Raw genomic sequence first — 18,744 nt, 5'->3', positions numbered from 1 at the left:
CCGGGGGATTCTGGAGGATTTCGACAATACTGATTTTACATTACCAAATTTACCTTATACGTACGACTAATGTTTTTGTGATTGAATTGCTTGTAAATACTTCTCGTTTACTTGGTCCCAGTTTACTGTATGCCACCAGTTGGTAACAAACTCTGGGCGCCTATTTTGATACTTTAAATAATAAGCATGTTCCCATACATCAATTACGAGTAAGGGGATTTTCCCTTCTTGCAAAGGCGTATCTTGATTTGGTGTACTCATAACAGAGAGTTCCTCACCGTCAAGAACAAGCCATCCATAGCCACTTCCAAAACGACTAATAGCAGCTTTGGAAAGTTGATCTTTTAAGTTGTCAAAGGTATTGAAATAATAATCAATTACTTTTGCAACGTCTCCATTAGGCTCACCGCCACCTCGTGGGCTCATCACTTCCCAAAAAAGACTATGACAATAGTGACCACCACCGTTATTTCGTACAGCTGTAACAATTTCCTTCGGTAAAGCATCTAAATTACATAGCAATTCTTCTAAAGATTTATTATGTAATTCAGTATAATTTTCTAAAGTAGCATTTAAATTGTTTACGTATGTCGCATGGTGCTTTCCATGATGAATGGAAAGTGTATTGCTATCAATATGTGGCTCTAGTTCATCATAGTCATATGAAAGCTTTGGCAATTGAAATGAAGACATAACATTACCTCCTTTCCATTTAAAAAGTTGGTCTAGGTAAAAATACTTTACCTGAGTCAAAAATACACCCATTTTCCATATAAGTCAATAGTAAGTCCATTAATTTTCTGAAAAATATTACAATAAAAGTAACACTCTCACTTTCATTTGTGACTCCTATCCTTTTTGCTTATACTGTAAAGTAGCAGGGTTTTGTTGAAATAGAAGGAGATTGTTTATGAGTAAAACGAAACAATTAATAGAGGAAGCAAGTAATTTTATTACGATTTGTTATAAGGAGCTTCATAAAGAACAATTGATAGAAGAACGTATAAAAGAAATTCAAATTGAGATAGAGAAGACAGGGACATATGAGCATACATTTGAAGAACTTGTTCATGGTTCACGAATGGCATGGCGTAACAGTAATAGATGTATTGGAAGACTATTTTGGAGTAAGATGCACATATTAGATGCGCGCGAAGTAAATGATGAAGAGGGTGTATATAATGCATTAATTCATCATATTAAATATGCAACGAACGACGGAAAAGTTAAACCAACCATTACGATTTTTAAGCAATATCAAGGTGAAGAAAATAATATAAGAATTTATAATCACCAATTGATTCGATATGCAGGATATAAAACAGAAACGGGAGTGATTGGTGATTCTCATTCCGCTACATTTACGGACTTTTGTCAGGAGCTTGGTTGGCAAGGAGAAGGTACGAATTACGATGTATTGCCACTTGTGTTTTCTATAGATGGAAAAGCGCCTATATATAAAGAAATTCCGAGAGAAGAAGTAAAAGAAGTGCCAATTGAACACCCAGAATACCCTATTTCATCACTTGGAGTAAAATGGTATGGTGTTCCAATGATTTCAGATATGCGTTTAGAAATTGGCGGTATTTCTTATACAGCCGCTCCGTTCAATGGATGGTATATGGGAACAGAAATTGGGGCGCGCAACTTAGCAGATCATGATCGTTATAATTTACTTCCGGCTGTTGCGGAGATGATGGATTTAGATACATCGAGAAACGGTACCTTATGGAAAGATAAGGCGCTAATTGAGTTGAATATTGCCGTACTACACTCCTTTAAAAAACAAGGAGTTAGTATTGTTGATCACCATACTGCTGCACAACAATTTCAGCAATTTGAGAAGCAAGAAGCTGCTTGTGGTCGTGTTGTAACAGGTAATTGGGTATGGCTTATTCCACCATTATCTCCAGCTACCACCCACATTTATCATAAACCGTATCCGAATGAAATTTTGAAGCCAAATTTCTTTCATAAATGATATTTAGTATAGGTTTTTTCTGTGAAATATAATTTTTTTAAATTACTGTTATGTAGCAAATGGAAGCCTTTACTCTCGGTTATTTTTGGAAGAGGCTTTTTGAACCAAGGAGTTCCTTATGTTATAATCAAATTTCTGTTTCGAAGACCTTATAGAAATATAAGGTCTTTTGTTTTGCTTTTTTATGTAAGAGGAAGAGATTCTTTCTTTTTAATAAGGGATTTGGCATATTTTTAGGGACAACATAAGTATGTGGGAAGTCGATAAAATGTTATGCATATATAATTATTGTGTTTTGGTTTTAAACAATAAAACATAATAAAGTTGTTTTTTTAGATTGCTGAGGAAGGAGGAAGTGTAAATGAGGATGAAGAGTCGAAAAACTGATTGGCCTGTATTTATTATTAGTGGTGGTTCACTTTTATTATTTGTAATTGCAGTTTTTTTGAACAAGGATTATGTAGAGAGTGCGATTAATAAAAGTTTCGCTTTTTCAATTAAATATTTCGGTGCCTTCTGGCAAGTTTTATTATTAGGTACATTTATTGTTGCGATGTGTATGGCGTTCTCCAAATATGGGAGAGTTAAGCTTGGAGGATTAGAAAAACCTGAGATTAGTACGGCAAAATGGCTTGCTATTATTATGTCTACATTACTTGCCGGAGGTGGCGTTTTTTGGGCAGCAGCAGAGCCAATGTATCATTTGATGACGGTGCCACCAATACATGATGGTATATCTGCTGGAACGAAAGAAGCAGTCATGCCTGCTTTAGCACAAAGTTATATGCATTGGGGATTTTTAGCATGGACGATTTTAGGTACAATTAGTGCGGTAGTTATGATGTATGGACATTATCATAAAGATATGCCGCTAAAACCTCGAACGCTTTTATATCCTATTTTGGGGGAAAAATTAAGAAAGAGCCTGCTTGGAACGATAATTGATGCAGCTGCAATTATTGCAGTAGCTGCAGGTACAATTGGCCCAATTGGATTTTTAGGTTTACAAGCAAGTTATGGATTACAAGAATTATTTGGAATTTCTGATGTGTTTACTACTCAATTAGCAATTATTGTTTGTGTGGTGGCCGTGTCTACCATATCGGCAGTAACAGGTATTGATAAAGGGATTCAAATTATAAGTAATTTAAATGTTAGATTAGCAATTGTATTAATGGCATTCATATTACTATTTGGGCCAGGAGGATTTATTATTGATTCGTTTGTTTCTTCGTTTGGATTTTATGTAAATGAGTTTATACCGATGAGCACATACCGTGGTGATACAAGTTGGTTAGGATCTTGGACAATCTTTTTCTGGGGATGGTTTATTGGATACGGACCAATGATGGCAATTTTAGTGAGTCGAATTTCAAGAGGGAGAACGATTCGAGAAATCATCGTTGCAATTGGAATTATCGCACCTATTATTACAACGTTTTGGTTTACTATATTAGGTGGATCAGGCGTGTTTTATGAGTTGATGAATCCTGGGTCTATCTCGGACGCATTAAGTGAATCTGGTATGCCGGCAGCTATGATTGCAATTACAGGACAATTGCCACTTTCTAATATTATTGGACCAGCATTTCTTTTATTAACAATTTTATTTGTAGTGACAACAGGAGATTCAATGGCGTATTCCATTTCAATGGCAGTGACTGGAGACGGAGATCCTAGAATTAGTTTGCGAATTTTTTGGTCGCTTATTATGGGCGCAGTTGCAGCAATTCTTTTATATATGGGTGAAGGAAGTATTAATGCGCTACAATCGTTTATCGTGGTGACGGCAGTTCCGGTATCAATTTTGTTATTCCCGATGCTATGGTTAGCGCCTAAAGTTGCGGGAGAATTAGCATTAAAACAAGGTATTGTAAAAGAAGAAGATAAAACTGCATTCTTATTTCAGAAGGCTAGTAAATCAAAATAAATAAAAACGTAAAAGAGGAAGCATCTTAAATGAGATGCTTCCTCTTTTACGTTTAATCTAATACTTTTCCCTTTGTTTCTGGTACACATAGTAGCATTGTAATTAACCCGATTGGGTAGATGATAAAAATTAAGGACAATGCTCCAAGTAGGTTGCCACCTGTAGCGAGTAAGCCAATAATAACAGGCCCAAATCCAGCTAACCCACGTCCTGTACCGAAAATAAAGTTTTCAGCGGTAGAGCGAGCTTCAGCAGGATAGTTTTCAGCTAAAATTGCTCCAAACCCTCCCATCATTCCATTTGCAAAGAATCCAAGCAATGCACTTCCCCATAATAATAATGTTGAATCTGTGAATAAGAAGAAGTAAATGAGACAGTATACTGTACCGCCAATATAATAGATTGCAAAAGTTTTACGGCGACCAATTTTATCAGCCAGAATACCAAAGATTGCAATTCCAATTAGCATACCGATGGTAGAAATGAACATCCAGCCACTTGCTTTTGCTAATGTATAGTTATATTTATTTGCTAAAATAGTGGGCATCCATGTGAAGATTCCGTAATATCCGAAGTTTTGGATAAACGACATAATAATAAGACCGATTGTTGTAATTGTTACTTTTTTATTGGCAAATAACTTTCGAAGTGGGAATTTTTTTATATGTTTTAGTTGTTCTGCTTCAGTAGTTGTTAATTTACCTGCAGCTTCTTTTTGCAATAGTTCCTTTTTGTAGCGTTGTTTTTGCTCCCATATTTTCGGTTCACTTAAACTTTTACGGACATAGACAGCTAGTAAAGCTGGAATTAATCCAAATAAGAAAACGGCTCTCCATCCAAAGTGCGGGACAATAAATGCTGGAAGGAGTGAAGCAACCAGTACACCAAATTGCCATCCAAGTGCAACAACAGATGTCGCTTTAGCGCGCATTTCTTTAGACCATGTTTCTGTTACAATGGCCATTCCGATTCCGAATTCACCACCAACCCCCATTCCAACTAAAAAGCGCAGAATTAATAATTGCCAGTAGTCTGTTGCGAAATAAATGAGTGCGGTTGCTAGTGAAAACAGTAAGATTGTGAAGGCCATTGTACGAATACGGCCAAATAAATCAGCAATAAATCCAAATAAATAAGAACCAATTAACATCCCTATTGTGGTAGCTAATGTTAAGTTTCCACCTTCAACAGGACTTAAGTGAAACTCTTTTAAAATATAGACAAGTACGAAAGATAATAGCAACATATCTAAACCTTCTGCTGCATATCCTAGCGCAGAACCAAATAATGTTTTATATCTTTTCGCTTTCGTCTCCTCTGTTGCTTGTTGTACATCAGTAGTGACGTTCATTATTACTCCTCCTTATTTTCTACAGTCGCTATGGAAGAATAACAAAAGGCCTTCTCACCTGATATGATGAGAAGGCCAAAAAAGCATACGTATCCCCAAAAAAGAACATACGTATATTGTATTCCGACTTCCTTCTCAACCTCACGGGGTTGGGTTAAAGGACTGTATTATATTACTTTATTTTTAGCACTCTTCTATTGTATTGTCAAATAAAGAGGAAGTTATTATGTGTAAAATATTTCAAAAAACATTTCGTTCTTCTTGACGCCGACTTCATTATTTTCCCATAATAAAACTAACTAAATAAAAAGGAATGAATCAAAGATGCTAAATTTAGTACTCATGATGATCGAACGAGTCGGACTTATAGTTATTTTAGGATTTTTACTCTCTCATATTAAAACTTTCAGACGCCTCCTTCATAAACAGGATGGCTATGTAGATAAGCTTAAGCTTATTTGTATTTTTTCGGTATTTACAATTGTAAGCAATTACACTGGGATTGAAATAGCAGGAAATACGATTATGAATGAAAACTGGTTACAAGGTGTTTCTTCTTCAAGTACAATTGCGAATACGCGTATTATGGGTGTTGGTATTAGCGGCTTACTTGGTGGCCCTATTGTAGGGGTTGGAGTCGGATTTATTGCTGGTATTCATCGTTATATGCTTGGTGGTACGACAGCGCTAAGCTGCGCAATCTCTTCTATTTTAGCTGGGATTATAACTGGTTATATCGGATATATTTTCAAAAAATATAATCGTACAATTACTCCTAAATTTTCAGCAGTTTTAAGTGTTTTTATCGTATCTTTAGAAATGCTTATGATTTTATTAATTATAGAGGATGGAATTAGCGTTGTGAAAACAATAGCGATACCAATGATTCTTGTAAATAGTTTTGGAAGTTTTATTTTACTTTCTATGATACAAGCTATTTTGCGTCAGGAGGAGAATGCAAAGGCACTTCAGACTCATAAAGTATTACGTATTGCAGATAAAACGTTACCGTATTTCCGCCAAGGCTTAACAGAAGAATCATGTAAGCATGTGGCACAAATTATTCACCGTTTTACAGGAACAGATGCGGTATCCTTAACAGATACAGAGAAAATATTAGCTCATGTTGGATTAGCATCAGATCACCATATTCCTTCACATAGTTTAATAACCGGTTTGTCGAAAGAAGTGTTAAACACAGGGAAAATAATGAAAGCGAAATCACGTGAGGTTATTAATTGTCAACATGAAGGCTGCCCTTTGCAAGCGGCGATTGTAATTCCACTAACTTCGCATGGAAATACGATAGGGACATTAAAACTCTATTTCAAAAATCCTAACCAGTTAAGTCGTGTGGAAGAGGAATTAGCAGAAGGGTTAGCAAAAATATTCTCCACGCAGTTAGAGTTAGGAGAAGCTGAGTTGCAAAGTAAATTACTTCAAGATGCGGAGATAAAAGCATTACAAGCGCAAATTAACCCACACTTTTTATTTAATGCGATTAATACAGTATCAGCTTTATGCCGAACAGATGTAGAAAAAGCAAGGAAGTTATTATTACAGCTTAGCGTATATTTCCGTTGTAATTTGCAAGGGGCACGTCAGTTATTGATTCCACTAGAACAAGAATTAAACCATGTACAGGCATACTTATCACTAGAACAAGCAAGGTTCCCAAATAAGTATGAGGTAAAGATGTATATTGAGGATGAGCTAAAGACAACTTTAGTACCACCATTTGTTCTTCAACTATTGGTTGAAAATGCATTGCGACATGCTTTTCCGAAGAAGCAACCAGTATGCGAAGTAGAAGTGCATGTTTTTGAAAAAGAGGGTATGGTTCATTTTGAAGTAAAAGATAATGGACAGGGAATTGAGCAAGAACGTTTAGAACAATTAGGAAAGATGGTAGTTTCGTCAAAGAAAGGGACTGGAACAGCTTTATATAATATTAATGAACGTCTTATTGGATTATTTGGAAAAGAAACGATGCTTCATATCGAAAGTGAATTAAATGAGGGGACAGAGATTACTTTTGTTATTCCAAAAAAAGTAGGGGAGGAAGAGCAGATTGTTAAAAGTACTAGTAGTTGACGATGAAATGTTAGCACGTGATGAACTAAAGTATTTATTAGAGAGAACGAAAGAAGTTGAGATAATTGGTGAGGCTGATTGTGTGGAAGACGCATTAGAAGAACTAATGCAAAGTAGACCAGATATTGTGTTTTTAGATATTCAATTATCCGATGATAACGGATTTGAAATCGCGAATATATTAAAGAAGATGAAAAATCCACCTGCAATTGTATTTGCTACTGCCTATGATCAATATGCGCTGCAAGCATTTGAAGTAGATGCGTTAGACTACATTTTAAAACCATTTGATGAAGAGCGTATTGTGCAGACATTAAAGAAGTATAAAAAACAAAAACAAGCGCAAATAGAAACGAAGCACGAAATAAAGGGGACAGATGTAACAGCAGAGATGCATAAATTAGCATTACCAATTGAAGAATCAATCGTACTTGTGAATATTGAAGATATTATATATGTAGGGCTTGTAGATGGGAAAGTAACAGTAAAAACAACGAGGGAAACGTATGTAACACATGATACACTTGTAATTTTAGAGAAGAAGTTACCACAAGCAAGCTTCATGCGCGTACACCGTAGCTTTATTGCGAATATTAATCATATTACTGAAATTCAGCCATGGTTTAATTCTACTTATAATTTAATCATGAAAGAAGGATCGAAAGTACCTGTTAGCCGTACATATGCAAAAGAACTCAAGAAGCTGCTTCGTATTTAAGAAGCAGCTTTTGTATTTCATCCTTTTATATTTGTAACTGATTCTGTATATTTGACGTTCTGTTATGTAAACGCTTACTTATGCGTTTGTATCCTATACAATAAAGGTACCAAATCGAAAGAGGTGGCCAAAATGAGTACGAAAAAAGTATATAGTTTCTTATCACAAGCATTCATATTCTCAGCTATTATGTTAATTTCTAATATTATTGCAACACATTTACCAATTCCAATGCCTTCATCGGTAATCGGGTTAGTTATTTTATTTAGTCTATTATGTTTAAAAGTTATTAAATTGGAGCAAGTTGAATCACTCGGAACAGCTTTAACAGGTATTATTGGATTCTTATTCGTCCCATCAGGTATTTCAGTTATTAATTCTCTTGGTGTAATGGGGCAATACTTTGTACAAATTTTAACTGTAATTGTTGTAGCAACAGTTATTTTACTCGCTGTAACAGGGTTATTTGCACAATTTATTTTAGGAAAAGATGAAAAAGAAACAGAAGATACAAAAGAATTGAAAGTAGTAAATAAAGGACGCAAGCACGGAAAGGTTGCGTAACCATTGCATTTATATATTGTTAGGAGGTAATGAACATGGCAAGCACAATGACTCCATATTTCGGAATCGTCGTTTCATTAATCGCATACGGAATCGGAACATTATTATTCAAGCATTCAAAAGGGTTCTTCCTATTTACGCCATTATTCGTAGCGATGGTATTAGGGATTGTCTTTCTAAAGGTAGGTAACTTTACTTTTGAAGAATATAATACTGGCGGAAAAATGATTAGTTTCTTCTTAGAGCCAGCAACAATTGCATTTGCTATCCCACTCTATAAACAAGTTGATAAGTTGAAAAAATATTGGTGGCAAATTTTATCAGCTATCGTGGTTGGATCTATTTGCTCAGTAATTGTCGTGTTCATTGTTGCAAAAGCAATCGGTTTAGATACAGCAGTAATGAATTCAATGCTACCACAAGCAGCAACAACAGCAATTGCGTTACCAATTTCAGAAAGTATTGGTGGTATTCCAGCAATTACATCGTTTGCAGTTATTTTCAACGCAGTTATCGTATACGCATTAGGAGCATTATTCTTAAAAACATTTAGAGTGAAACATCCGATTGCAAAAGGTTTAGCACTTGGAACAGCGGGTCATGCATTAGGAGTTGCGGTAGGAATTGAAATGGGTGAGGTAGAGGCAGCGATGGCAAGTATTGCTGTAACAGTAGTTGGGGTTGTAACAGTAGTTGTCATCCCAATGTTCATACCATTCATTGGATAGTAAAACTTACTTAAAAAACAAGAAAAGCAAGCTATTTGTAGGACAGATTTCTACTGATAGCTTGCTTTTTATGTTACAGTAGTGGTAAGACCTATTTAAAAAAATGTAAGTTTCCTTAAATCTTCATTAATACTATGTAGAATACGTTTTGAATTAGGTCATTGTATTGTAAAATAAGAAGTAAGCTACTATATACCTGTTAAGGTAGGCATATAATGAGTTTATAAAAATCTTAATATGAATGAATAATTAAAAGTAGAAAAGAGAGAGAAATCTACTTATTAACGTTTTAGTTTATAGGACAGGAGAGAGTATTCGTCGATTATGCAAATAAAAAACCTGTTTCAAAGTAAAGGATTTCAGAGGTTACTCGTATTAGTAATACTTGCTCTCGTGTTATACGGGCTGCAAAGTATGTTGAATTTAATATTAATTACGTTTATTCTCACGTATTTAATGGATCGATTCCAAAAGTTTATTTCCCGCAAATTAGATCATTTCATGCCTATTAATCGAAAAATTATTATAGCATTTCTATATGTAATGTTAATTGGTGGAATTGCTATTACGCTATTTAAATATTTACCAGTATTGACGATACAAATTTCACAACTGATTTACCAATTCAATGTATTTTTAAGAAACCCACCAGATAGTGAACTAATTAAGTATGCAGTTAATGCTGTCAATCATATGGAGCTTTCTAAATATGTAGGACAAGGCGTAGACATTTTGTATAAATCGATTACGAATGTTGGTAAATTTGGCCTTCAAGTTTTACTTTCTTTAATTTTGAGTTTGTTTTTCTTATTAGAAAAATCTCGTATTGTTGGTTTTACTGCAAAGTTTAAAGAAAGCAGGCTTGCAATTTTCTATACTGAAATTGAGTACTTCGGAAAGAAATTTGCACGTTCATTTGGAAAGGTAATCGAAGCACAATTTTTAATTGCTGTTGTTAACTGTGTTCTTTCAGTTATCGCATTATGGATATTAGGATTCCCGCAATTATTAGGTTTAGCATTAATGATTTTCTTGCTTGGATTAATTCCAGTAGCGGGGGTTATCATTTCGTTATTCCCACTTTGTATGATTGCTTACAATATTGGCGGTATTATGTACGTTGTTTATATTTTAGTTATCGTAACAGTGATTCATGCGCTTGAAAGTTACGTATTAAATCCGAAGTTTATGTCGCAAAAAACAAATTTACCGATTTTCTATACTTTTATGGTATTAATTTTCTCAGAGCACTTCTTAGGTGTATGGGGACTGATTATCGGTATTCCAATCTTCATTTTCTTACTAGATGTTTTAGACGTGACAAGTGATGAAATGGAGAAGGATGTTGGAAAAAATAAAGTGAAGTAAAGAAAAAGCATCGATGTTCGATGCTTTTTCTTTTATAACATTATGTTTCTTATGCCATACTGTAAGGAGAATATAGAATAGGGGTGAAGTAATGGCTGTAAATGAAAAGGTAGAGTTAGCTACATTTGCTGGAGGGTGTTTCTGGTGTATGGTTTCTCCATTTGAAGAGATGGAGGGCATTATACAGGTTATTTCAGGTTATACAGGCGGTCATAAAGAGGACCCAACGTATAAAGAAGTGTGCTCAGAAACAACAGGACATTATGAAGCGGTACAAATTACATTTGATGCAAATAAAATGTCGTATGAGGAATTGTTAAATATATATTGGAGACAAATTGATCCGACCGATATTGGAGGACAATTCCACGACCGCGGACAGTCTTATGAAACAGTGATTTTTTATCATAATGAAGAACAACATAAAAAAGCAGAAGTCTCAAAAGAAGAACTTGAGCAGAGTGGGCGCTTTTCAAAACCAATTGCGACAAAAATACTACCAGCAGCTACATTTTATCCAGCTGAAGAATATCACCAAGGATATCATAAGAAAAACACATTCCGCTATGAGTTATATCGTAAAGGCTCAGGACGAGATGCTTTTATTAAGCAACATTGGCCAAAGGATAATGCTCATTTAAAAGAAAAACTCAATGAGATGCAGTTTTATGTAACGCAGGAAAATGGTACAGAACCACCATTTCGAAATGAGTATTGGAACCATAAAGAGGAAGGTCTTTATGTAGACATCGTTTCAGGTGAGCCGCTATTTACTTCTCTAGACAAATTTGATAGTGGATGTGGATGGCCTAGTTTTACAAAACCAGTTATGTCAGCAAGTGTGAAAGAAAAGATGGATGTGAGTCATAATATGACGCGTACAGAAGTGAGAAGTAAGGAAGGAGATTCACATCTTGGGCATGTATTTCCAGACGGTCCAGGACCAAATGGACTTCGTTACTGCATTAATTCTGCAGCCCTTCGATTTATTCCAAAAGAGGAATTAGAGAAAGAAGGCTATGGTGATTTTCTAGTCTTGTTTGGAAATAAAAAATAACCTCGCAGTTAGCGAGGTTATTTTTTATTATTTTGTTTTTTTCTTTTTAAATTTGCTTAATACTTCATAAACGATTGGAACAATAAGAAGTGTTAATAACGTTGAACTTGTTAATCCACCAATTACCGTTACACCAAGTCCTTTAGAAATTAAGCCACTACCTTCAAATCCTAATGCAAGCGGGATAAGAGCACCAATTGTTGCAATTGCAGTCATTAAAATTGGACGAAGGCGTGTTGCACCAGCTTCTAATAAAGCTTCACGTGTTGATAGTCCTTCATTTTCTTTATGAATAACGCGGTCGATAAGCACGATTGCGTTTGTTACAACGATACCGATTAACATAAGCGCCCCAATCATTGCAGATACACTTAATGTTTCACCAGAGATTAATAAGGCAACAAGAGCTCCGATAATTGTAAATGGTAGCGAGAATAAAATTGCGAATGGTGCAAGGGCACCACCAAATGTAACGACAAGAACGAAGTATACAATGGCAATCGCAGCTAACATCGCTAAGCCAAGTTGCTTAAATGATTCTTCAATATCTTTTGTAACGCCGCCCATAGAAACATCTACGCCAGAAGGAAGATCCATTTTATCTACTTCTTTTTGAACAGCGGCAGATGCTTTTGAAACGTCATCAGATGTTAGTTTTGCACTTACTTCTGCATAAACACGGCCATCGCGGTGTTTCACTGTATTCGAAGTTTCACCTTCTTTTACAGTCATAACATCTTTCACAGCCACTTCAGTACCAAGTGGTGTTGTAATTTTACGATTTGTTAAGTCATCGATTGTTGCATAATTTTGTTTTTCAGCTTCGACATATACGTTGACATCTTTACCGTCTTTTTTAATTGTTGTCAGAACAGGTCGATCATGTTGATTAGAAAGTCCCATTCCAATTTGAGCAGCCGTTAAGCCCATTTTACTCAGCTTTTCTTGATCTGCGACTAAAGTGTACTCTGCATATGTTTTTGCAATACTAGAATCTATATCTTTTAAGTCTTTATTTTTCTTCATGATATTTTGAATATCTTTTACGACAGGCTTAATGTCTTCTGAGCTATCTCCGTAAACGTATAGTTTAATTTCGTTACTACCGCCACTTGCTCCGAAGTCTTGGTTTTTCCATTCGCCTTTGCCAGACATCTTCTGTAAATCTTTAACGACTTGTTCTTTCTCTTTTTCAAAGTTTTTCGTGTCGTTATCATATTGCACGAAGAACATTGCTTGGTTTGATTGACCAGGACTCATTGGGTTTTCGCCACCTAATGAGAATTGAATTGTTTTGACGTCTTTATTATTTTGGAAGTGCTTCTCAGCTTTTGTTGCAATTTTTTCAACGTCTTCTAACGTTTGACCTGGTTCAGGGTTGTATGTTGCGATAATCATTTTTTCTTCTTCAGAAGGTAAGAAACTTACACCGATAACTGGTACAAGTGCAAGACTACCAACTAATAGAAGGACAGCGATACTTGATGTAATAATTTTGTGATTTAAAGCCCATGCAAGTATGCGTTTATACCCATTTGCTAATTTACTTGGTTTTTCTTCATGATGTACTTCTTTTTCCCTCATGCTCTCTTTCTTAAATAAGGAATGAGCTAGCATCGGTACGATTGTAACTGCTACTAGTAATGATGCTAATAAAGCGAAGACGATAGTTAAGGCGAATGGTAAGAACATTTCACCAATCATACCTTTTACTAGTCCAAGTGGTAAAAATACAGCAATTGTTACGATGGTAGAAGACATAATTGGGATAAACATTTCTTTCGTAGCTTCACGAATTAAATCTTTTCCGCGCAATTTCTCTTCTGATAACGACATACGGCGGTAAATATTTTCAATAACAACAATTGAGTCATCGACAACGCGGCCTATAGCAACGGTCATTGCTCCAAGTGTCATAATGTTAAGCGTAATATCCATTTGCTTTATGACTAAAACAGCAATTAATAAAGAAAGTGGTATTGAAACGACAGAGATTAACGTTGTTCGAATATTTCGTAGGAACAGCATAATAATAACGATCGCAAAGATAGCACCGAAAATTGCTTTGCTCAGCATTGTTTCTACTGATTTTTCAATAGGTGCACCTTGATCGAATGTTGAAATAATCTCTAAGTCTTTATACTTTTTCTCAAGTTCTTTTACTTTATCTTTTACTGCATTTACAACATCAACTGTATTTGCATCAGAGGCCTTCACAATTTGAATTCCAATTGCTTCTTTTCCATTTGTTCGAGAAATGGATTCTGCTTTCCCAACTTCTTTAATGTCAGCAATTTCATCTAATGTAACTGTTGGAATCCCGTTCATAGCGGCTGGATTCATTTGTGGCGTTTGTGCACCAGCGCCAGCATTTTGACTACCTTGACCGTTAGGTGAGGAAGGTATAGCTGGGATTTTAAGTTCTTTTAATGCTTTAATCGTTGTAATATTGCCATCTACAACAACTGATTTTTCCGTGTCTTTAAATGTGTATAAGCCAAGTGGTAAAGATACATCCGATCCTTTAATCACATTTTTTACAGTATCTTCACTTAGTCCTAGTTCTTTCATTTTATCTTTCTTAAAGATGAGCTGTACTTCATCTACTTGTTGACCAGCAATTTGAACAGATGCAACACCATCAAGTCCTTTTAATCCCGGTACAACATTTTTTTCTACATTTTCAGTTAAAGTAGCTAAAGATTCATTCTTGCTTGCTACGCTTAACGAAATAACGGGAAAAGCATTGAAGTTTACTCGTGAAACTTTAGGATCTTTAACACCTTCTGGGAGTTTTACATTTGTGAGAGCTTCTTTAATTTCTGTTTCTGCTTTTTCCATATTTTTGTCAAAATCGTATTCTACTTGAATAGAAGATGCGTTTTGAAAAGATGATGAACTCACAACGTTAACACCGCTTAAATTTTGTAGTTGTTCTTCCATCGGCTTTGAAACTTTATCAGCTACTTCTTCTGGTGTAGCACCAGGATAGACCGTAGTTACTGTCACAATCGGTGTTGTAATATCAGGAATTGTTTCCAGCTTCATATTGAGTCCAGAGTAGATCCCCGCAATAGTAACAATAATGGTTAGTAGCCAAACTGCGAACTTATTTTTTAACGAGAAATTGATGATTTTGTTCATGTTTGCGCTCCCTTTGTATTATATTGACCAACTGGTCAGTCTAATACATAATATAACTGACCGTTCGGTCAATCGTCAATAAAAAGGGATGGTATAATACATTTATAATAAGATGCGAGATTAAATTTAGGAGAGAAGATATGAAAGAAAAAGAGCGTTTAATTATAGAATCGGCTATGAAGTTATTTGCTACTAAGGGTGTAAATGCGACATCAGTGCAGGAAATTGTGACAGCTAGTGGTATATCTAAGGGAGCTTTTTACTTATATTTTAAATCGAAAGATGAGCTTTTATTAGCGACACTTCGATATTATTATGACAAAATCCAAAAGAAAATGCTGGATATTGAACAAGAGTCTTTATTACCACGTGAAAAATTTGCAAAACAATTACATTGTCAGTTTAATGATATACAAAAGCATAAAGAATTTATTATTATGCATGCGAGAGAAAATGCAATTCCGTTTAATAAAGAAGTAGAAGAATTTATGATGCGGATGAAGTTAGAGTCTCATGCATTTTATCGGAATAGTTTATTGTCCATTTATGGTGAAAAGGTTATGCCATATTTATTGGATTTAGTAATTATAGTAGAAGGCATATGCCGTGGTTATTTAGAGTTAATTATTTTACAAGCACCAGAAATTGATTTATCGTATGTCGCTGCTTTTATTTTAAAAAGAGTAGATCATTTAGTAGATGGCTTAGTAGAATCTTCGGAAGAACCTATTTTACATGAAGAAAAGCTTGGAGAATTCCTTTGTAAATCAGAGCTTATTAAGGAACAAGTTAAAGAGCATTTTTTAAAAGAAATTATTGTATTTAAGCGTAGTTTAGCTGATCAATTAGAGGATGATGAGTTGTTAGTAACGTTAGATGTTTTAGAGGCGGAAATACGATTGCTTAATCCAAGAATTCCAGTAATTAGAGGTATGTTAGCAAATTTAGAGGCGTATCCGGAATTAAAAGAATTTCGATTACGACTTATAGGATACTACAATATAAAAAATTCTTAATAAAAATAAGTAAAAAACTCCTTGTCTACACAAGGAGTTTTTTCTTAAAGACTATTTACTATTTTGAGACCATTCTTCAACATCCCAAACTTTTGTAATCCAATCTTCATAGAAGTCCGGTTCGTGACATACAAGGAGGATTGTTCCTTTATATGCTTTCATAGCCTTCTTAAGTTCCGCTTTTGCTGTAACATCAAGATGGTTTGTCGGCTCATCAAATAGTAGCCAGTTACTTTCCTCACCCATTAGCTTACATAAACGAACTTTTGCTTGTTCTCCACCACTTAATTGACTTAATGGGCGAGAAATATGTTCATTTTTTAATCCGCATTTTGCTAACATCGCACGAATTTGATGCTGGTCTAAACCAGGGAATGTATTCCATACATCATCAATTGGTGTTATATTGTCAGCTTTAACTTCTTGCTCAAAGTATGCAGGCTCTAAGAAGTCACCAAGGCTTGTTTTACCGCTTAAAGGCTTAATTTTACCTAAGATTGTTTTTAGTAACGTTGATTTACCAACACCGTTACATCCAACAATAGCAATTTTTTCACCACGTTCGATCGTCATTGATAGCTTTGGTAGTAGCGGATGTGTATATCCGATTTCTACATTTTCACCTTCAAAGACGAAGCGACTACTTGCGCGACTTTCTTTAAATGAGAATTCAGGTTTAATTGCTGTTTCTGGGCGATCAATAAGTTCCATGCGATCAAGTTGCTTTTGACGACTCTTTGCACGACCTGTCGTTGAATAACGAGCCTTGTTTTTTGCAATGAAGTCTTCTTGCTTTTTGATAAACTCGCGCTGCTTTTCATAAGCGTTTATATGTTGGTTTTTATTGATTTCTGCTAGTTCTAGGAATTTTTCATATGTCGCTGTATAGCGTGTCATTTTTGTGAATTCTAGATGGAAAATAACATCAACACATTTGTTCATAAATTCTGTATCATGAGAAATTAATAAGAATGCATGTGGATATTCTTTCAAATAATTTGTTAACCAATGAATATGTTCAACGTCTAAATAGTTAGTAGGTTCATCAAGCAATAACACTTCTGGCTGTTCAAGTAATAGCTTTGCAAGCAATACCTTTGTACGTTGTCCACCACTTAGTGCTGAAACATCACGATCTAAACCAATAGCATCAATTCCAAGACCACGTGCAGCCTCTTCAATTTTCATATCTAGTAAATAGAAACCACCTGCTTCAAGTGCATCTTGTATTTCTGCCATTTGTTCAAGAAGTTCTTCTAGTTCTTCTGGTGTAGCAGTTCCCATTTTTTCTGTAACTTCATTTAAAGCTTTTTCCTTTTCGAATAACGGTAAAAATGCATCCGCTAGTACGTCACGGATTGTACGTCCAGGCGTTAAAACAGTATGCTGATCTAAGTAGCCGTAATGTGTGCCCGGTGTCCATTCTACACGACCTTGGTCATGAATAAGCTGACCAGTAATGATATTCATGAATGTTGATTTACCAACACCGTTTGCACCAACTAATCCAACGTGCTCACCTGCTAATAATCGCATAGATACATCTTTAAATAATGTACGATCACCAAATGTATGTCCTAATTTTTCAACTGTTAATAAGCTCATAGTATCCTCCGTCCAACTTGAAATAGTACCTTGAATCATGATACTAAATTCTTTCATATAATGCCATCATTTCAAAATGTATATTTTTTCAAAAGAAGTGTTTGTAAATGTTAGTATATAAAAAAGTTACTTCTACCTACAGAAGTAACTTTTTGGTTATGCCTTTTGTTTAACTTCACTAACTTTCTTTTCAGCTACAATAAAATGCGGTCTACGTTTTGTTTCATAATAAATACGACCGATATATTCACCAATAACACCTAGGAATATGAGTTGAATACCGCCAATAAATAGTATAGCGGAAATGAGAGTAAAGTAACCAGGAACTTCCACACCACCAAGGATGATTTGAACGAACGTAGTGATTACGTATAAAAGTCCTAAAATGGTTGTTAGTAATCCGAGATATATAGATAGACGTAACGGTTTATTATTAAATGAAATTACACCATCAATTCCGTAATTTAATAATTTCGAGAAGGTCCATTTACTTTCTCCATCAGAACGTAATACATTTTCATATTCAATGATTAATTCGTTATAACCGATCCAAGAAAATAAGCCTTTTGAAAATCGGTTGTATTCACTTAAAGATAATAAAGAATCTACTGCTCTTCGACTTAAAAGTCTAAAGTCACCAATACCGTCTACTAATTCAATATCTACAAATTTATTCATCACTTTATAGTAAAGACGAGAGACGAAAGAGCGAACGGGTGAATCACCAGTTCTTGTTCTTTTTGCAATGACTTGGTCGTAGCCGTCGTTATATCCTTCTAACAGTTCTTTTATTAACGTAGGAGGGTGCTGTAAGTCAGCATCCATAATAACAATTGCATCGCCTGTAGCATATTTTAAACCAGCTAACATTGCAGCTTCTTTTCCGAAGTTTCGACTAAATGATATGTAGTGTACTGACGAATCTGAACTAGCTAAATCACGTAAAATATTTAAAGTATCATCTTTACTACCATCATTAACAAAAACAAATTCATAATCGGTAGTTAATTTATGAATTTCAAGAGAAGTCTCTGAATAAAAGGCACGAAGCACCTTTTCTTCATTGTAGCATGGTACTACTATTGAAAGGGTCATTTTTGACACTCCTTGTTTGTAGTGGATTAAAATACTATTTATGTATTATTATAGGAAGCTATCTAAATAGATAGCTTCATGTTTCATTGAGTG

General features: G+C 35.0%; 14 protein-coding genes. 9 read left to right on the top strand and 5 right to left on the bottom strand.

Annotated features, from left to right (window positions below; genetic code table 11):
- Window positions 1–66 precede the first annotated feature (66 nt).
- On the bottom strand, window positions 67–693 hold the full coding sequence (gene sodA, locus MKY21_RS27425) for a superoxide dismutase [Mn] (protein ID WP_000094037.1): 627 nt from the start codon (window positions 691–693) through the stop codon (window positions 67–69).
- Window positions 694–910: 217 nt separating this feature from the next.
- Between sodA and MKY21_RS27420 the strand changes: the two genes are divergently transcribed.
- The gene (locus MKY21_RS27420) at window positions 911–1,981 is read left to right on the top strand and encodes a nitric oxide synthase oxygenase (protein ID WP_000047625.1); all 1,071 of its coding nucleotides are present in this window, start codon (window positions 911–913) and stop codon (window positions 1,979–1,981) included.
- 361 nt (window positions 1,982–2,342) lie between these two features.
- Window positions 2,343–3,911 (top strand): BCCT family transporter, encoded by a 1,569-nt coding sequence (locus tag MKY21_RS27415; protein ID WP_341077850.1) that lies wholly within the window; start codon window positions 2,343–2,345, stop codon window positions 3,909–3,911.
- Window positions 3,912–3,963: 52 nt separating this feature from the next.
- Here the strand turns inward: MKY21_RS27415 and MKY21_RS27410 are convergent, their stop codons facing one another.
- The gene (locus MKY21_RS27410) at window positions 3,964–5,262 is read right to left on the bottom strand and encodes an MFS transporter (RefSeq protein WP_001103402.1); all 1,299 of its coding nucleotides are present in this window, start codon (window positions 5,260–5,262) and stop codon (window positions 3,964–3,966) included.
- Window positions 5,263–5,586: 324 nt separating this feature from the next.
- On the opposite strand from MKY21_RS27410, the gene lytS reads away from it, so the two are divergent.
- From lytS to msrB, 6 genes are all read left to right on the top strand, one after another.
- Window positions 5,587–7,356, top strand: coding sequence for a two-component system sensor histidine kinase LytS (gene lytS / locus MKY21_RS27405; RefSeq protein WP_341077847.1), 1,770 nt, complete (start codon window positions 5,587–5,589; stop codon window positions 7,354–7,356).
- Window positions 7,334–8,074, top strand: coding sequence for a LytR/AlgR family response regulator transcription factor (locus MKY21_RS27400; protein ID WP_000921841.1), 741 nt, complete (start codon window positions 7,334–7,336; stop codon window positions 8,072–8,074). The genes lytS and MKY21_RS27400 overlap by 23 nt, the downstream gene beginning before the upstream one ends.
- Window positions 8,075–8,206: 132 nt before the next feature.
- A complete protein-coding gene (gene lrgA, locus MKY21_RS27395) occupies window positions 8,207–8,638 on the top strand; it encodes an antiholin-like murein hydrolase modulator LrgA (RefSeq protein ID WP_000104901.1) in 432 nt (143 codons plus the stop codon).
- Window positions 8,639–8,673: 35 nt separating this feature from the next.
- Window positions 8,674–9,366, top strand: coding sequence for an antiholin-like protein LrgB (gene lrgB, locus MKY21_RS27390; protein ID WP_000168868.1), 693 nt, complete (start codon window positions 8,674–8,676; stop codon window positions 9,364–9,366).
- 324 nt (window positions 9,367–9,690) lie between these two features.
- Window positions 9,691–10,734, top strand: a complete 1,044-nt coding sequence (locus MKY21_RS27385; protein WP_001166010.1) for an AI-2E family transporter — start codon at window positions 9,691–9,693, stop codon at window positions 10,732–10,734.
- Between the two features lie 91 nt (window positions 10,735–10,825).
- Window positions 10,826–11,791: a peptide-methionine (R)-S-oxide reductase MsrB gene (gene msrB / locus MKY21_RS27380; RefSeq protein ID WP_016118975.1), complete on the top strand. Its 966-nt coding sequence runs from the start codon at window positions 10,826–10,828 to the stop codon at window positions 11,789–11,791.
- 27 nt (window positions 11,792–11,818) lie between these two features.
- Here msrB and MKY21_RS27375 read toward each other — a convergent pair whose 3' ends face one another.
- A complete protein-coding gene (locus MKY21_RS27375; RefSeq protein WP_137074481.1) occupies window positions 11,819–14,935 on the bottom strand; it encodes an efflux RND transporter permease subunit in 3,117 nt (1,038 codons plus the stop codon).
- A gap of 140 nt (window positions 14,936–15,075) precedes the next feature.
- Here MKY21_RS27375 and MKY21_RS27370 point away from each other — a divergent pair, with 140 nt between their 5' ends.
- Window positions 15,076–15,951, top strand: coding sequence for a TetR/AcrR family transcriptional regulator (locus MKY21_RS27370; RefSeq protein ID WP_000659645.1), 876 nt, complete (start codon window positions 15,076–15,078; stop codon window positions 15,949–15,951).
- A gap of 51 nt (window positions 15,952–16,002) precedes the next feature.
- On the opposite strand, the gene MKY21_RS27365 is transcribed toward MKY21_RS27370, so the two are convergent.
- The gene (locus MKY21_RS27365) at window positions 16,003–17,556 is read right to left on the bottom strand and encodes an ABC-F family ATP-binding cassette domain-containing protein (protein ID WP_000055410.1); all 1,554 of its coding nucleotides are present in this window, start codon (window positions 17,554–17,556) and stop codon (window positions 16,003–16,005) included.
- A 156-nt stretch (window positions 17,557–17,712) separates the two neighbouring features.
- Window positions 17,713–18,651 (bottom strand): glycosyltransferase family 2 protein, encoded by a 939-nt coding sequence (locus MKY21_RS27360; protein ID WP_000175827.1) that lies wholly within the window; start codon window positions 18,649–18,651, stop codon window positions 17,713–17,715.
- Between the last annotated feature and the right edge of the window lie 93 nt (window positions 18,652–18,744).

It is taken from the genome of Bacillus sp. FSL R9-9497, assembly GCF_038005805.1.
Lineage (GTDB): Bacteria > Bacillota > Bacilli > Bacillales > Bacillaceae_G > Bacillus_A > Bacillus_A cereus.
The sequence above is the reverse complement of the archived record's forward strand: the minus strand, read 5'-3'. Positions and strand labels throughout refer to the sequence as shown.

What these genes read in the sequence shown, in the direction of transcription:
- sodA (WP_000094037.1), bottom strand. Translation starts at nt 693, where the DNA reads ATGTCTTCATTTCAATTGCCAAAGCTTTCATATGACTATGATGAACTA.
- MKY21_RS27420 (WP_000047625.1), top strand. Translation starts at nt 911, where the DNA reads ATGAGTAAAACGAAACAATTAATAGAGGAAGCAAGTAATTTTATTACG.
- MKY21_RS27415 (WP_341077850.1), top strand. Translation starts at nt 2,343, where the DNA reads ATGAGGATGAAGAGTCGAAAAACTGATTGGCCTGTATTTATTATTAGT.
- MKY21_RS27410 (WP_001103402.1), bottom strand. Translation starts at nt 5,262, where the DNA reads ATGAACGTCACTACTGATGTACAACAAGCAACAGAGGAGACGAAAGCG.
- lytS (WP_341077847.1), top strand. Translation starts at nt 5,587, where the DNA reads ATGCTAAATTTAGTACTCATGATGATCGAACGAGTCGGACTTATAGTT.
- lrgA (WP_000104901.1), top strand. Translation starts at nt 8,207, where the DNA reads ATGAGTACGAAAAAAGTATATAGTTTCTTATCACAAGCATTCATATTC.
- lrgB (WP_000168868.1), top strand. Translation starts at nt 8,674, where the DNA reads ATGGCAAGCACAATGACTCCATATTTCGGAATCGTCGTTTCATTAATC.
- MKY21_RS27385 (WP_001166010.1), top strand. Translation starts at nt 9,691, where the DNA reads ATGCAAATAAAAAACCTGTTTCAAAGTAAAGGATTTCAGAGGTTACTC.
- msrB (WP_016118975.1), top strand. Translation starts at nt 10,826, where the DNA reads ATGGCTGTAAATGAAAAGGTAGAGTTAGCTACATTTGCTGGAGGGTGT.
- MKY21_RS27375 (WP_137074481.1), bottom strand. Translation starts at nt 14,935, where the DNA reads ATGAACAAAATCATCAATTTCTCGTTAAAAAATAAGTTCGCAGTTTGG.
- MKY21_RS27370 (WP_000659645.1), top strand. Translation starts at nt 15,076, where the DNA reads ATGAAAGAAAAAGAGCGTTTAATTATAGAATCGGCTATGAAGTTATTT.
- MKY21_RS27365 (WP_000055410.1), bottom strand. Translation starts at nt 17,556, where the DNA reads ATGAGCTTATTAACAGTTGAAAAATTAGGACATACATTTGGTGATCGT.
- MKY21_RS27360 (WP_000175827.1), bottom strand. Translation starts at nt 18,651, where the DNA reads ATGACCCTTTCAATAGTAGTACCATGCTACAATGAAGAAAAGGTGCTT.